At 33.1% G+C, this 14,822-nt stretch carries 15 protein-coding genes and 2 pseudogenes; 2 read left to right on the top strand and 15 right to left on the bottom strand.

Going from position 1 to position 14,822, the window contains the following annotated elements:
• Positions 1 to 30 precede the first annotated feature (30 nt).
• From FEZ08_RS05320 to FEZ08_RS12410, 3 genes and pseudogenes are all read right to left on the bottom strand, one after another.
• Positions 31 to 1,695 carry an FAD-dependent oxidoreductase gene (locus FEZ08_RS05320; protein WP_138190672.1) on the bottom strand — a complete coding sequence of 555 codons (1,665 nt, stop codon included), beginning with the start codon at positions 1,693 to 1,695 and terminating at the stop codon, positions 31 to 33.
• Positions 1,692 to 1,913, bottom strand: coding sequence for an AbrB/MazE/SpoVT family DNA-binding domain-containing protein (locus tag FEZ08_RS05325; RefSeq protein WP_138190673.1), 222 nt, complete (start codon positions 1,911 to 1,913; stop codon positions 1,692 to 1,694). The genes FEZ08_RS05320 and FEZ08_RS05325 overlap by 4 nt, the downstream gene beginning before the upstream one ends.
• Before the next feature lie 897 nt (positions 1,914 to 2,810).
• Positions 2,811 to 3,317: pseudogene (locus FEZ08_RS12410) on the bottom strand (SOS response-associated peptidase family protein).
• A 264-nt stretch (positions 3,318 to 3,581) separates the two neighbouring features.
• Between FEZ08_RS12410 and FEZ08_RS05345 the strand changes: the two are divergent.
• A pseudogene (locus tag FEZ08_RS05345) lies at positions 3,582 to 4,742 on the top strand (IS110 family RNA-guided transposase).
• A 132-nt stretch (positions 4,743 to 4,874) separates the two neighbouring features.
• Complete coding sequence (locus tag FEZ08_RS05350; RefSeq protein WP_138190678.1) at positions 4,875 to 5,597, top strand: HAD family hydrolase; 723 nt, start codon at positions 4,875 to 4,877, stop codon at positions 5,595 to 5,597.
• Positions 5,598 to 6,041: 444 nt separating this feature from the next.
• Here FEZ08_RS05350 and FEZ08_RS05355 read toward each other — a convergent pair whose 3' ends face one another.
• From FEZ08_RS05355 to FEZ08_RS12685, 12 genes are all read right to left on the bottom strand, one after another.
• Positions 6,042 to 6,380, bottom strand: coding sequence for a M23 family metallopeptidase (locus FEZ08_RS05355; RefSeq protein WP_171014949.1), 339 nt, complete (start codon positions 6,378 to 6,380; stop codon positions 6,042 to 6,044).
• 324 nt (positions 6,381 to 6,704) lie between these two features.
• On the bottom strand, positions 6,705 to 7,313 hold the full coding sequence (locus FEZ08_RS05360) for a hypothetical protein (protein WP_138190680.1): 609 nt from the start codon (positions 7,311 to 7,313) through the stop codon (positions 6,705 to 6,707).
• A 64-nt stretch (positions 7,314 to 7,377) separates the two neighbouring features.
• Positions 7,378 to 7,680, bottom strand: a complete 303-nt coding sequence (locus tag FEZ08_RS12545) for a chromate transporter (protein ID WP_199288032.1) — start codon at positions 7,678 to 7,680, stop codon at positions 7,378 to 7,380.
• Entirely contained in the window at positions 7,673 to 8,491 is an 819-nt protein-coding gene (locus tag FEZ08_RS12550; RefSeq protein WP_199288033.1) for a chromate transporter, read from the bottom strand. The genes FEZ08_RS12545 and FEZ08_RS12550 overlap by 8 nt, the downstream gene beginning before the upstream one ends.
• A gap of 73 nt (positions 8,492 to 8,564) precedes the next feature.
• Positions 8,565 to 9,275, bottom strand: a complete 711-nt coding sequence (locus FEZ08_RS05370; RefSeq protein ID WP_171014950.1) for a tyrosine-protein phosphatase — start codon at positions 9,273 to 9,275, stop codon at positions 8,565 to 8,567.
• On the bottom strand, positions 9,268 to 10,032 hold the full coding sequence (gene phnC / locus FEZ08_RS05375) for a phosphonate ABC transporter ATP-binding protein (RefSeq protein WP_138190682.1): 765 nt from the start codon (positions 10,030 to 10,032) through the stop codon (positions 9,268 to 9,270). The genes FEZ08_RS05370 and phnC overlap by 8 nt, the downstream gene beginning before the upstream one ends.
• A gap of 6 nt (positions 10,033 to 10,038) precedes the next feature.
• Positions 10,039 to 10,875, bottom strand: a complete 837-nt coding sequence (locus FEZ08_RS05380; protein WP_138190683.1) for a PhnE/PtxC family ABC transporter permease — start codon at positions 10,873 to 10,875, stop codon at positions 10,039 to 10,041.
• Complete coding sequence (gene phnE, locus FEZ08_RS05385; RefSeq protein ID WP_277871034.1) at positions 10,872 to 11,651, bottom strand: phosphonate ABC transporter, permease protein PhnE; 780 nt, start codon at positions 11,649 to 11,651, stop codon at positions 10,872 to 10,874. Before phnE ends, FEZ08_RS05380 begins: the two co-directional genes overlap by 4 nt.
• A gap of 125 nt (positions 11,652 to 11,776) precedes the next feature.
• Complete coding sequence (locus FEZ08_RS05390) at positions 11,777 to 12,691, bottom strand: phosphate/phosphite/phosphonate ABC transporter substrate-binding protein (protein WP_138190685.1); 915 nt, start codon at positions 12,689 to 12,691, stop codon at positions 11,777 to 11,779.
• Positions 12,692 to 12,920: 229 nt separating this feature from the next.
• Positions 12,921 to 13,331, bottom strand: coding sequence for an arsenate-mycothiol transferase ArsC (locus tag FEZ08_RS05395; protein WP_199288034.1), 411 nt, complete (start codon positions 13,329 to 13,331; stop codon positions 12,921 to 12,923).
• Positions 13,315 to 14,397, bottom strand: coding sequence for an ACR3 family arsenite efflux transporter (gene arsB, locus FEZ08_RS05400; RefSeq protein WP_138190687.1), 1,083 nt, complete (start codon positions 14,395 to 14,397; stop codon positions 13,315 to 13,317). The genes FEZ08_RS05395 and arsB overlap by 17 nt, the downstream gene beginning before the upstream one ends.
• On the bottom strand, positions 14,366 to 14,761 hold the full coding sequence (locus tag FEZ08_RS12685) for an ArsR/SmtB family transcription factor (protein ID WP_171014952.1): 396 nt from the start codon (positions 14,759 to 14,761) through the stop codon (positions 14,366 to 14,368). The genes arsB and FEZ08_RS12685 overlap by 32 nt, the downstream gene beginning before the upstream one ends.
• Positions 14,762 to 14,822: the final 61 nt, after the last annotated feature.

A 14,822-nucleotide genomic window follows, 5' to 3' on the forward strand; every position in this document is an offset into this window, starting at 1 on the left:
TCCCTTTCATTTAGTTATATATTATTTGTATTATACTTTTTTGTTTTGTCGAATATATTCTTCATACAATTTATAGCCCCCACTTAAATTATATACTGTAATATTTGGACAGGATTGCTTTAAAAACTGTTGCGCGAGATATCCACGTAAACCAACCTGACATACGACGTAGAGAATATCTTCATTAGGAATTTGCGTTTTTCTTGTTTGGATATCATCAATTGGTATATTAATACTTCCAGGAATATTCCCGAGTTTGTACTCCTCTGGCGTTCTTACATCAACAATTTTAATACCAGAATTCACGAGCGATTCAACATCCTGGACTTTAAATGTTTTATGAATTCCTTCAATAGTGTTCATAGCTACATAACCAGCAATATTTACTGGGTCCTTTGCACTTGAGTATGGAGGTGCATAGGTTAGTTCTAGTTCTGTTAAATCCTGAACAATAAATCCAGCTTTAATTGCTGTTGCAATTACATCAATTCGCTTTTCGGTTCCTTCTTTTCCAATAGCTTGAGCACCTAAAATTTTTCCTGTATCGGGATTAAAAAGAACCTTTAATGTAACATCGCTTGAATTTGGATAATAACTAGCATGATTACTACGAGTAATATGGATTTCTTCAAAATTCATGTTACTCCCTCTGAGTTGATCAGCATTTAAACCAGTTGAAGCAGCAGTATATTCAAAAATCTTTAGTACACTACTACCAATACTTCCAAAATACTTTTTATTACGACCATGAATATTATCGGCAATAATTACAGCTTGTCTATTTGCAGGACCAGCTAGAGGAATTCGCACGGGTTCTCCAGTGATCAAACTCTTAATTTCGGCTGCATCACCACCTGCATAAATGCTTGGGTTACTTGTCTGCAAGAATTCATTTGTTTTTATTCCGCCAGTTACTCCAATTTGTAAGCCAGCCTTCTGTGCGAGTTTAATCTCAGGAGATACACCGATAGATAGTACAGAAAAGTCAACATGTAAATTATTCCCATTATCAAGGATTACAAGTTTACCTTCCTCCAAGAAGGCATTAACTGATGTATTGTTAATAATATTAATACCCTTTTCAATTAATATATTTTCAATCATAACTGACATTTCTTCGTCAAAGGGCGCAAGAATATGCTTTGATTTATTAACTAGAGTTACTGAAAAACCTCTCTCAAGTAAATTTTCTGCAACCTCAACGCCAATAAAACCACCACCAATTACCAAAGCATTCTGCTTATTTGATATCTGACATTGATTGAATAATGAGTCAACATCATTAATGTTTCTTAAAAAATAGACATTTTTAGCATTCGAAAGTCCTTTAATTTCTGGATGAATTGGATTAGCTCCCGGAGCTAAGATTAGATAGTCATAACTTTCTGAATATCTATAACCAGAAGTAGTGTCTACTATTTCAATTTCTTTCTTTAGGGAGTCTATATTAATTACTTCGCTGTTTATTCTAACCTGAACGCCATATCGCTTATTAAATTTTTGTGGGGTTTGGAGTAACAGCACTTCGCGCTCTTTAATGATATCTCCAATGTAATATGGTAATCCACAATTGGCAAATGAGACATGCTTACCACGTTCGAAAATGATGATTTCATCATTATTGTTTAGTCGGCTCAGTCGAGCAGCAGCAGTAGCACCAACAGCTACACCACCGACTATTAATATTTTACTCATTTCTCATCCTCCAGTGATTTTAACTGCAAGACAAACTCGTTTAAACTATCTGCTTTCATAATTGTCATGGTATTATTACTCTTATCGCCAATCACAATTAGGCTGTCACCAGCTTCAACATTAAAATATTCTCTTGCTTTCTTTGGAATTACAATTTGCCCGCGTTCACCAACACGAACTGTACCGCAAATACATTTTCCATCTTTAAATTCTAGCATATAAATATTTCCTTTCGTAATATGATAATTCATATTTTACATATATAATATGAATTTGTCAACAAAATTGCTTGACGCTTGAATTATAAAATACTAAAATATGAATTATCATATTTAAGGAGTGATTTTTTGAAAAAAATATATAGCAATAGGCTATCTTGGATTATATTAGTAATAGTTCTTATAATACCAATGGTACATATTTATCTAGCACTTATAATGATAGGATGTTTGTATTTTCCGATACATTATCTGTTAAAAACTAAGAGCAATGTGTTTTGCGTAAATTATTGTCCACGTGCTAAATACTTGTCAAAGCTAAGTAAAGTTTCTAGAAATGAAAAGGTTGGATATCTATATGCAAATGGAACAATCAGAAAGCTTGTATTTGGATACTTCATTATAAATATTGTCTTTATCGCAATTACTACCCTATTAGTAGCTCTTTCTCTCATAGAACCAATAGTAAAAGTTCGATTGTTTTTCTTTATACCTCTACCCTATTTTCCGCAAATATTCAATTACATTGGATTTCCTTGGATTGCTCATTTATCGTTTAGATTTTATTCAATGATTCTATCAACAGTAATTATTGGTACAATACTTGGGATAATTTATAAGCCTAGGACTTGGTGCCAAGTTTGTCCAATTACATCAATAAATAAAGTGCATTTGAATAGAAATAAAACAGATTGAGAAATCATGTATGTATTGCAAGCTGGTCTTGCTGTGCACAATCCTTATTATATGAATTTTGAGAAAAAGTGATAAATATATTTTTTCAAATATTCCAACACAAAAACGACCAAAAAACGGTCGTTTTTATTTTGCTATTGGTTGCCATGATAGCTGTACATCCATTTTTGGTCGTGTCTATTGTTCTAGATCAGTGCCGGCTTAATAATCAGAAATTTGATCATCATCTAACATTACAGGCAACCGATCGTGAACAACTTTTAATTCCGGATTAGCTTGCTGCGCTATTATAACATAATGCGGCATGCCACCAGTGATTTTATATAAACCGGCAAACTTGATAATGTCCTGGTTGTTTTCTGTGATGATATTTTTTTCCTTGCGCCCTGTTGAATCAGTCTACTCGTAGAATGCAGATGCTACTATTATACAACGTTGATCAGTAAAGTCCTTTCGGTAGAACAGTTTTTCTAACAATGTTTCTTGTCGGCCATTTATGATATGCCCTTTTTTATTCCACTTTGGAATACCCCACTGCATCACTGAATATCCAGTATCAGTCCGAATGATTCCTGAATTGATTGGGAACACTTCATACGTCTCAGATTTATCACTATATTTCAATTTTACGATTTCATCAGGATCATTATCTAGTAGATCCATCGCGGTACTATAACCAATTGATTCATAACGGCCACACATAGCCATCACCCCTCGTATAATAATAATAATAATTAGGTTTTGAACAGCACCTACAACTGTGTTGTGATAAACTTAAATAGTTGTCGTGGACCCTTTATCACCCCATGTAGCATTGACTACTTAGAGTAGGATGTGGCCACTACGATATTGTAAAATGATTATGAGTTAGATCGGTACTAGAACCATTATTTAGTACGAGGTTTCATCACAATTTCGTTTGTGGATTTTGCCACGCCAATAATTTTCTTTCTTAGGAGGCGATTCTTACTTATGAATCATTCTATTTTTGTTGGTATCGATGTTGCTAAACACCATCATGATGCGTACATCTTTGATTCCAAAACCGGTGAAGTGATTACTGAACACTTTAAATTCAATAATGACTCTGGCGGGTTTGAATCTTTAGTAACCCTAATAAATCAATTCCCAAATAATTCTGTACTTATAGGTGTTGAAGCTACTTGACGTTACCACCTTCAAATAACGCGTTATTTGCGACACTGTGGTTATACTATTGGTGTTTTAAATCCTTTGATTACTAACCGGCTAAGAGAAACTCAACTTCGCCAAACTAAAACCGATAAGATAGATGCACGTGTAACTACTCAAGCACTTATGCTCAATTTACATCAAACATTTTCAGAGAATACGTACGATGAGTTGAAGAAAGCCAGTCGCATGCGTATTGCTTGGATTCATGAACGTTCAAAACTTAAAGTTGATATCGTCAACTTTTTGGATACTCTGTTTCCAGAGTATGCAGAGTACTTTAAAAATGCTATACACTCAAAATTGTCATATCACATTCTTTTGAAATATACTTCAGCACAAGAAATTGCAAGCGCACGGATTGATGGATTGTCAAATAGATTCATTACAAGTCATAAGAATCGAAATCCATTTGATCTAAAAGCATTAGCTAAATCTTCAATTGGTAGTCATTCTGATATCCTAGTATTTCAATTAAAAGCAACAATTGAGAGAATTATTTTTATAAACACTCAAATAAAAAAGCTAGAAGCTTACATCGCTGCGCAACTTCAGTTGATTGATTCACCAATATTGACTATACCAGGCATTTCAAATATTCTAGCTGCTACAATTCTGGGTGAGATAGGAGATATTTCGAAGTTCTCCACTCCATCAAAAATCATTGCTTTTGCTGGCTTGAATCCTAGAAAATATCAATCTGGACAATATGATTCTGGTTCTCTACCATTATCAAAGCGAGGATCACGTTCTTTACGCTATGCCCTATTTCAAGCCGCACAAATGATTTGGCGGTTTGACCCAACATTCAACAATTATTATCAACGTAAAAAGAATGCTGGCAAACATCATTTTGTTGTTATTGGTCATATTACTCATAAGCTTGTCAACGTTATCTTTCATTTGTTAACAACTAATTCCTCGTTTGTTAAAGGATACTAATATAGTTTTTTCTGCTTTTATTAACCGCTTAGATCTACCAAAATAAATGAAGTTAATATTACAAAAAATTCTTCATTTTAGTGTAATATGTTGTGGTATAATTATATATATTAATACTATTGGAGGCGCGCAATGAAAAATATAAAGGCAGTCTTTTTTGATTTAGATGATACGTTAATAAACTATGGCGGTAATACTATAAAGTCTTGGGAGAAAACATGTAAGGATTTAGTCGATGGATTAAGTTTAGATTTGGATTTCAAGTTAATAGCTAAACAAATTATTTTGAGAAATGAGGAAGTTTGGGCAAATGAGATAACTAGCAAAAAAGCACGAGAAAACCTCATTGAATCGAGAAAGGCAGTCGTAACAACCGCATTAAACGATTTGAACATTTTTGATCAGGAGAAACTTACTTATTTGCTAGAAAACTATAACATCAATAAACAAGAACTAGTTGCCGTATTTGATGGAGTTTACGATTTATTAACACTCTTAAAACAAAAAGACTATAAATTAGCACTCATCACGAATGGCGCAAGCACAATTCAGAGAGGAAAATTATTACGGTTTGATTTAGAAAAATATTTTGATCTAATACTAATTGAAGGGGAACAACCGTACGGTAAGCCCGACAAAAGAATCTATCAAGATGCATTAAAATATTTTAACTTAGAGCCAGAACAAGCAGTTATGATTGGTGATCACTATCTTTGGGAAGTTGTAGCGCCCAAAGAAATAGGGCTAAAGAGTGTATGGCATAACTTGTATAATAAAGAGCTTGAGCCTAATGATAACGTACAACCAGATGTAATAATTAATGAAATGAAAAATCTAATTAATTATTTTGATTAATATATATCAACTATATATATTTAAGCAATTTATATTAAACTGTACTATTCAGGTTTTTTAGTGATTTAAAAACTATTGTATTCTAACCTGTTTTATGAGTTTCTATTGCTTGACTTTTATATAGTTAGCTACTCGTTTATTGTAACCTGATTATACTACGTGGCATAAATTGGGGTAATTGTTATGCAATGAAAAAGGCAGCGGCTTAAACGGCCACTGCTTGGGATGCGGATAGATGGATAAATCTATCTGCAGGTTTATTATATCAATCTGACTTGATTTAGCAATAAAAAGAAGGCCCCGGTAAAACACCGGGACCAAGGGGATGAGCTAACTGTGTAATTATCAACACATTTTATTCCCCCCAAATATTAAATTCTCTCCGAAAATCTATTCCTTCTCTTCCTCCAGGACCTTTGTAAGTTGTCAATGTAGCTCTGTATTTTAACACTTCAATATGTACGTGGTATCTACGCTACTTTCACTATCACCTATTTGACCAATTTTTTGTCCTGAACTTACATTTTGTCCATAGCCAACTGTAATTGTGTTTAGTTGCATATAAGCATACATGATTACATAATCAACTCCGTTATATTTTCCATGTACCACTACATAATTGCCAAATCCACCACAACAGCCCCAAGATTCTGTAGTTGAACAATTATTGTTAACTTCAATTACTGTTCCAGATATAATGCTAAATATCGGATCTCCAGGAGCTTTTCTTATTTGAATATCAACACCGTTATGACCAGGATAGCCTCCGACTCCTGCCGTCACAATTCCTCCGGCTGTTGGCCAAATAGTTTGTGACGAACCACACTGTTTCCAAATCTCTTCGTTTGAAACTGCCCCAGTTGCATAATAGTAAAAAATGGAACATACATTGCTGTTTGTTCGGTTTTCATAGCTAGTCCCAGACTCTCAAGTTATTTTTTTCCACATATGGAAATATTGGTCGCGAAGTTCTTCTTCACTTAAGCTTCCGTTAGCAAGAAACCGAAATATTCGATAAATTTCCTCATTCTTACGGTTATTAGAATCAGTTCCATCACGCCATAAATAGATTTTCTCATACTGATATGAAGTGTCTCGAAATTGTTCTTAACTTAAAGAACCATCTGTTCTAAAAACATAAATTCTATCTAATTTGCTTTCAATAGCTTCACCGTAACTAGCATTTAGATAAAAGTAATTGTAGCGTAGTTTTGAAGAATTATCCTCTAAGTCAGAAATATATTTAATCTTTCCAGATGCGTCAACATAATATATATACTTAATATGTTGTAAATGATTACTCATAATTGTACCTGTATAATATTGATAATATTTTTCTATCACTCCAGTATTATTGTAAACAGCGGTATATTCTAGAATAACTTGATCATTCATGTGAAATTCGAAATTTCCTATTGTAATTACTTCTTCATTGTTGGAAGTTAATGTTTCGACCGGATTAGTCGTTTTTAACTGATTCGTTTGTGAATTGTTTACTTCTGTTGAATTACCATTTTGTAATTCTGGTTGCTCTTCGGGAATGGAATTGTCAATTTTCGGCTCATCCGCTGAAGCTTTATCCATTCCAACATCATTTTTTTCTTCTTCATTGTTCGTTGTACTTTCAATAGTATCATCAATATATGCAAATACATCTAAAGGTACAATGCTTAACAGGACAAATGATACTAATACTACTGATAATAACTTTTTCATATTCACTCTAAAACAATCCTATGATAAGTACAAGCATTACAATAGCAGGCGCCGGAACCTTTTTTTATAATAGCAATAAAAATGTGAATAGCAAAATTAATATGTTAATTATAGAAAAACTAGTTTGTTGGAGGAGTATAATTGCTGATGTTGCTATGAGTCCAACTGCTACAGCTGATGTTCCATGCAAGGCAACCTTTACTACATCAATGTTTCTAAAATATTCCCAAATTGGATAAACGAAGTATATTAAGAGTGTACCTGGAAGGAATATTGCAAGACTGGCCGTCAGTGCACCTATACTTTGAAAACTAATTCCGTAGCTACTAGCTGTAATTCCACCTGCATAAGAACTAAAACTAAACATTTGCCTCCGGCAATCCTTGTACAAGGCCATAACCGATTAGAAATTCTTGACTACTCATATGTTGCCCTATTTCAACTAACTCACTATAGATAAGTGGAATTAATACCTGCCCACCACCAATTATTAGGAAGCCAAAACGATAAAAAACATCAAAAAAATATATATCAAATAGTAAATTCAAAATTATACTTATCAAAGCAATAAAAATAAAACAAAACAAATAAATCCAAGGGGGATTTATTTGAACTCTATTAATTAGTATTGGCTGTCGAGAAATAATTATATTAATGAAGCCACCAATAATTAGTACAGTTGGAAAAATCCAAGCTTCTCTCACTACGTAGGTAGTAATTAGTCCGAAAAGTAATAAAACTACTGTCAAGTTACTGGTAATTACTTTTTTTGCTAATCGAAATACTGCGACAAGAATAAAACCGACCGCCATCGGTACAATATATTTTAGAATATTGAGCTCGAAATTATATTTTAACCACAAACTAGCAAATGAAAATAGCATCATTATAATTATAGGCGGAAGCGCCCAAACTATTAAAGTAAATAAGCCCAGAAGTGGTCCACCATTTTTATATCCAATTGCAATTATAGTTTGGGTACTACTTGGATCTGGTAATATGCTTGTTAAGGCAATTAGCTCTGCCATTTCTTCTTCAGTGATGTATTGTTTTTTAACAACCATTTGTTCAGTAAACACACCAAAATGTGCTTCAGGACCACCATATGATCCAAAAGCACATAATGCAACATCCTTTAAGAAAGTTGAATAACGAGCAGCATTATTGTTTTGTATCAAGATATCCCTCCACTTGTTATCACTATATTTTGAGTTTTTTTATTAAAACATTGTATTAATATTGATGCTATATTTATAATGAATTGATAAACTTATTTTTAATATAAGCTATTTCTGAAATACTTACTCCTGATTCAGTCAAAAATGTTTCAATTGTTTTATACTTTTTTTCAATCCAGTCAATTAACTGTATAATATTTTCAGGATTTGAGTTTAAGAATACTCCGTATTTTTCATTATCAACTATTGGCATTTTAGTAAATTTAGGTTGAAGATACGAATAAGAAACCTGATAATCAGCAATAATGTCTTCCTTGTCTACACCAGCAAGCAAGAGTAACAGCGCTGCAACAACACCAGTTCTATCTTTTCCTGCACTACAGTGAAACAGTAGAGTTCCTGTGCTGGTTGCAGCTGCTTTAAAAAAGTGCCGAATAAATTTTTTATCTTTAGCCATTTGAACGTATGCATCTCCGAGAGACGTCTCAGTTATTGTCTCCAGATTATTGCTTAGTGGAATATTATAGTATGCTACTCCGATAGTATTAATAAAGGGATCTTCAGCAATTAATATCTCGTCGTTGTATCTCAAGTCAATAACACTTGTTACTCCATAGGACAATAAGCATTCTTGTTCATTAACTGATAACTCACTTAAACAGTCACTCCTTAAATAAACATTATAATTTGTAAATGCATTATCTTTTGTTGCGTAACCACCTAATTCTCTTAGGTTATAAACATTTTCAAAATTAAATCTTCTAATTCCAATATCTTTATGCATACGCTTCACCCTCTTTTCCTTCATAAAGCATCGATATAATATCTTCAGTTAGCATATTCGGTTTACCATCAAAAACTACTTTACCTTTTTTCACACCAATAATACGTGTTGCATATTTTTTTGCTACTTCTACTTGATGTAAATTTGTTATGCAAGTTATTCCAAAATCCTGACAATTATTGTATAAAGCATCCATGACATCAATCGATGTTTTGGGATCGAGAGATGCGATTGGTTCATCAGCTAACATTAACTTTGGTTGCTGTATTAATGCTCTACATATTCCTACTCGTTGTTTTTGACCACCCGAAAGTTCGTCAGCTCTTTTATATATTTGCTCATCTAAGCCAATCTTTCTTAGTAACTTAATCGCATTTTCTTTATCTTCATTTGAGTAAAGGCTAAATAATCCTTTTATAGGGTTCATATGACCTAGTCTGCCCAATAAAACATTTTCAAGAACGCTTGATCTATCAATTAAATTATAGTGTTGGAAAATCATGCCAATTTGTGAGCGAATAAATCGAAGCTCCTTTTTTGATGCATTTTGTACTTCTCTATCAATAAAAATGACTTCTCCACTTGTTGGTTGAATTAATCTATTTATACATCTTAATAGTGTAGACTTTCCAGCACCACTTGGTCCGATAACCGCTACAAATTCACCACCCGAAAAAGATAAGTTAATTTCTTCAAGTCCAATACTAGTTTTGTTATACACTTTTTTGATATTTCTTAACTCGAGAATTTTTTGCATATAAACTCATACTCCTTTTATTTTTATTACAATTCTTTTTGAAATGATTTCCAGTAATAACATTGTACAGTATACAATAATTATGCCAGTAGATGCTGTGTTGAAATCATACATGCTTATCGACATATTCAAACGATAACCAATTCCAGCAATACCAACCATACCTAGTGATACGACTTCCGCGACATTCATTTCGTATCTTAATGTGATGGATGCTAAAAATTGCGGATATATCTGAATGAATACACCTTTCAACATTACTTGTAGCCATGTCGCACCGGTTGATTGCAGCGCTTCTATGACTTCATTACTGTTTTCTTCAACTCTATTTGTTAATGTCCGAACTAAGTATGCAGTGATGGGAAAGAACAGGCCCAATATACCAGCGAGAGATCCAAATCCAACACTTGCTGCTGCAATTAGTCCCCAAATTGTAATGGGTACGGCTCTGACTATTACCATAATTAATCGAATACCTTTTGCTAGTGTTTTATTTGGTGAAGTATTGCTAGCGGAGAGAAATACCAAAGGCAAAGCTATAGTGGCAGAGACCGCTAATCCTACGAACGCAATAGAGAGTGTTTCCATTAAACCAAATAAAAAGGCTGGAAGTGCGCTTAAATTTGGAGATGATAATTCAAGCAGAAGCATATTGATTTTGCCTACTCCTTTTTGTAAATAACTAAAATCTATGTTGACCTGAGATAGTGCAACGAAAAAAACAAGAATTGCACCAAGAAAGAATAATAACTGCTGTCTTGCTGTTTTTTTATGTTTTATATGTATTCTGCGTGTGTTAGAATATTTTTTCGAGTTTAAGAATCGAATTGTTGTTTTAATCATATTAGTGAACTCCTTATTCTGTTTGATACGAACTCAATTGTTAACATTATTATGCCCATAATTAAAACCAGTGCACTTGCATTATTATACTGAAAAAGGTCTAAGCTTTTTTTTAGTTCATATCCTAAGCCACCTGCGCCTACTAGTCCTAAAATAGAAGAAGCTTTGATATTAATTTCTAATAAAAATAGTGTCCATGAGTAAAAGCTTGGCATAAAGGACGGGATGACTCCATGTTTTATCACTTGAATTTTTGTTGCGCCAGTGAATGCTACTGCTTCAAATACCTCATTACCTATGTCATCTATTGCTTCTGAAAGGACTCGAGCTAAAAAGGATGTTGTAAAGATAATCAGTGCAATAATTCCGGCTGTAATCCCAATTCCAAAAACAATTGTCAAGATAGCTGCCCATATTAATAGAGGTATGTTTCTAAACAAAGATAAAAATGAGCGTAGTAATAAACTAACCAGTGGAAAAGGTGATGTTTTCTTTGCTAGCAAAAAAGCTAATAACAAACCAAGAATTGTTGAGATGAATGTTGAAATGACTGCTGCATAGATAGTGTCAAGAATAGGTGGAATGTATTTAGTTATTTCATTAAAACTTGGCGGAAAAAATTTAAAAAATAGAAAGTATATAAATTCTGGCAAAGCAATAAGAAACTGTATTGGATTAAATTCAAGCATATACATGCATATAAGGAAAATGACAACGATGAATATAATTATCAGTCTTTGTTTTGTTTTATTAGCGTGGTAAGTCAATTGTGACACCTTCTTTCGATAAAAAATTTAAAGTATTAAATTAGAAGTTATAAAAATACTTTATCAAGGACACATGCTTTTAGAGAATGATCCAAGATAAAGTTACTATGAATTTACTGATTTATTCCATAAGACTAATCTGCTAATAAATCTTCCTCAGTCAACCCGAGAGTGTCAGAAAGCTTTTTTAATCCTTCATAGTTTGTTTCGTTTCCTGGAACATATGCTCCACCCTTTGCACCAATATTTTCAAAGTATGCTGGATCTTCGTAAGAATAAAGGAAGTTTTGAAGTGATGTTTTTAATTCATCATTGAGCCCACTTCTAACAACTAATGGAGTTGTTCCAATACTGATTCCGCTTTCTGGTCCAACACCACCAATTACTTTTACGTCACCACTTTCAATGACCCCTTTATCTTCAAGAATTGTTGAAATCTCACAGTAAGCGGCACCAACATCGTATGTACCTTGAGCAACTCCAATAACTGTCTTATCATGTCCGCCGGAGAACATAACATCTTTAAAGTAAGTATTTTCAATTTCTTCTACAGTTAGATCGAATTCTTGAGTTAATTTATACTTTGGTAATAAGTGCCCCGTTGTTGAAACGGGATCACCAAACGCAATTATTTTGCCTTTTATATCATCTAAAGATTCTATGCCACTATCTTTGCCAGAAAAAAAGCAAGAATAGTAGGGTTTCTCCTCAGAGACAGCTGCACTAGGTATTGTTAAGTCTGCGATTAATTCAATTTCTCCTTTAGATTTTGCGACAATATATGAAAATGGTGTTAACATGACCATATCTACTTTACCACTACTAACAGCTTCAATTGCAGCCGAATAGCTAGTGGTCTGGAATTCCTTAACTTCCATACCTATTGCTTCACTTAAGTTTTCTTGAAATTGGCCACGAATTTCTTGAACTTCCGTACTGTCTTCAACGGGTAAATAGGCAATTGTAAAGTAATTATTACTAGCTCCGCAACCTGAAATAAGTAGGAGGAATAACGCGACCCCCAACATACTAAATATAACTTTTTTCACTATAATCTCTCCTTGTATTAAATATTTTTTCTAGATTAACTATAACAATTTTAGATTATGATAATATTATCCTATTGTAAAAATTTTGTTAATTATCTGATTTATTATTTGTTTATATAAAAAAAGGCTGTAATTCCTACGGAACTACAACCTATAGTAATAATTATTTTGTTAAATAATACAGTATAAATAACATTTCAGAGATTTTGATTGGAAGTATTTGTATTAGTTAAATTAAAACTTTGCCAGATTCAATCCTATTAACCAACAAGTCAATTTTAAGTTCAATAATTTTAGCAGTGAGTTTAAATATCTCATCGCTTTGATGACTAGGATCATCAATGCCAAAGTCTTCTCGATATTTTGAGGGTAAAAATGGGCACTCAACATTACATCCCATTGTGATAACAATATCAAGCTTTGGTAATTCATCAATTAGTTTTGAGTGGAATTCATCATGAATTTCATATTCATTAGCTAGTATATTTAGTGCTTGGGTGTTTACTGTATCGTTCTTTTCAGTTCCTGCACTATATACCTCAAATATGTCTGAATATTTCTTGCGAGCAATTCCCTCAGCCATTATTGAGCGGCATGAATTATGAACACATATAAAACCAATTTTAATTTTTTTCATCATATTTTTCTCCTATACTATAATTTTTAAACCAACTCTTTGTATTGTTGGCAATTTTTACTAACGTCAACATAACTGGTACTTCTACTAAGACGCCAACAATTGTTGCTAAAACTACCGGTGAACTTACACCATATAATGATATTGCTACTGCTACACTAAGTTCAAAGAAATTACTGGCACCTATCATTCCTGCTGGTGCCGCAATGTTAAATGGTAGTTTCAATAGCTTTGCACCACCGTATGCCGCAAAGAAAATTAAGAATGTTTGTATAATTAGCGGAACAGCAATCAGTATAATATGAATTGGGTTTGATAATATAACATCGCCTTGAAACGAAAAAAGTAATGTTAGTGTCAGTAATAAGCCAACAATTGTGAGTTTATCAAATTTTGGCAAGAATGTTTCTTTAAAGTATTGTTCTCCTTTTAACTTAAGAACAATAGTTCTAGTGAGTATTCCCCCAGCTAAGGGTACTACTACAAATAATGCAACAGAAAGAATGAGTGTAGCCCATGGAATTGCTACACCACTTGCGCCTAACAATAATCCAACAATTGGAGTAAATAAAAACAGAATGATGAGATCATTGGTAGCAACCTGTACAACAGTATATGCTGGATTTCCTTTTGTCAAATGTGACCAGACGAAAACCATTGCTGTACAAGGGGCTGCACCTAATAAAACTGCGCCTGCTAAATAATCTTTTGCCAAGTCAGCAGGAATAAAATTACTAAATATTATAAAGAAAAAGATATAAGCAATCACAAACATTGTAAATGGCTTAATAAGCCAATTCACAACCCAAGTTAGATATAATCCTTTTGGGTTTTTCCGAACATTTTTTATGCTCTCAAAATCAACTTTCATCATCATCGGATAAATCATAATCCAGATTAGAATGGCTACCGGAATTGAAACATTCGCATACTCGAATGTATTAAGAGTTATTGGAATAACTGGCACAAACTTGCCAATAAGTATGCCGATAACCATACAAATCAACACCCACACACTTAAATATTTTTCAAAAAAACTAATTGTCGATTTTTGTTTTTCTTCTGTCATTATGATTCTCCTTTAATAGATCCAAGACTTGCTGTTTATTTTCACTCGCGATGTTGCAACAGATGTTTTTTTCTAAGTATGTTTTTAATCTCCTTAAGTCATCAACGAAAACCAGACTTTTATCTGATTCAAACAGTATGTATTCGTACAACATGGAGTGATTGTTTATAAACTCTTCAGATAAACAATACATTGTCCATAAAGAGCTTTTTTTAGATTCAACAATGTCATTTTTTTTCAAGTGACTTAAGTGCTTCGATAAATTTGATTGCGATAACTCAAGAATAACTTCAAGTTCACATACGCAAAGATCTTTCTTGTGCAGTAACAGAACAATTCTTAACCTGTTCTCATCAGAGAACACTTTAAATAAATCAATGATAACACAGCTCCCCTTTTTCTATATTACCCACGAGCAATATAGA

Source organism: Culicoidibacter larvae (assembly GCF_005771635.1).
GTDB classification, from domain to species: Bacteria; Bacillota_I; Bacilli_A; order Culicoidibacterales; family Culicoidibacteraceae; genus Culicoidibacter; species Culicoidibacter larvae.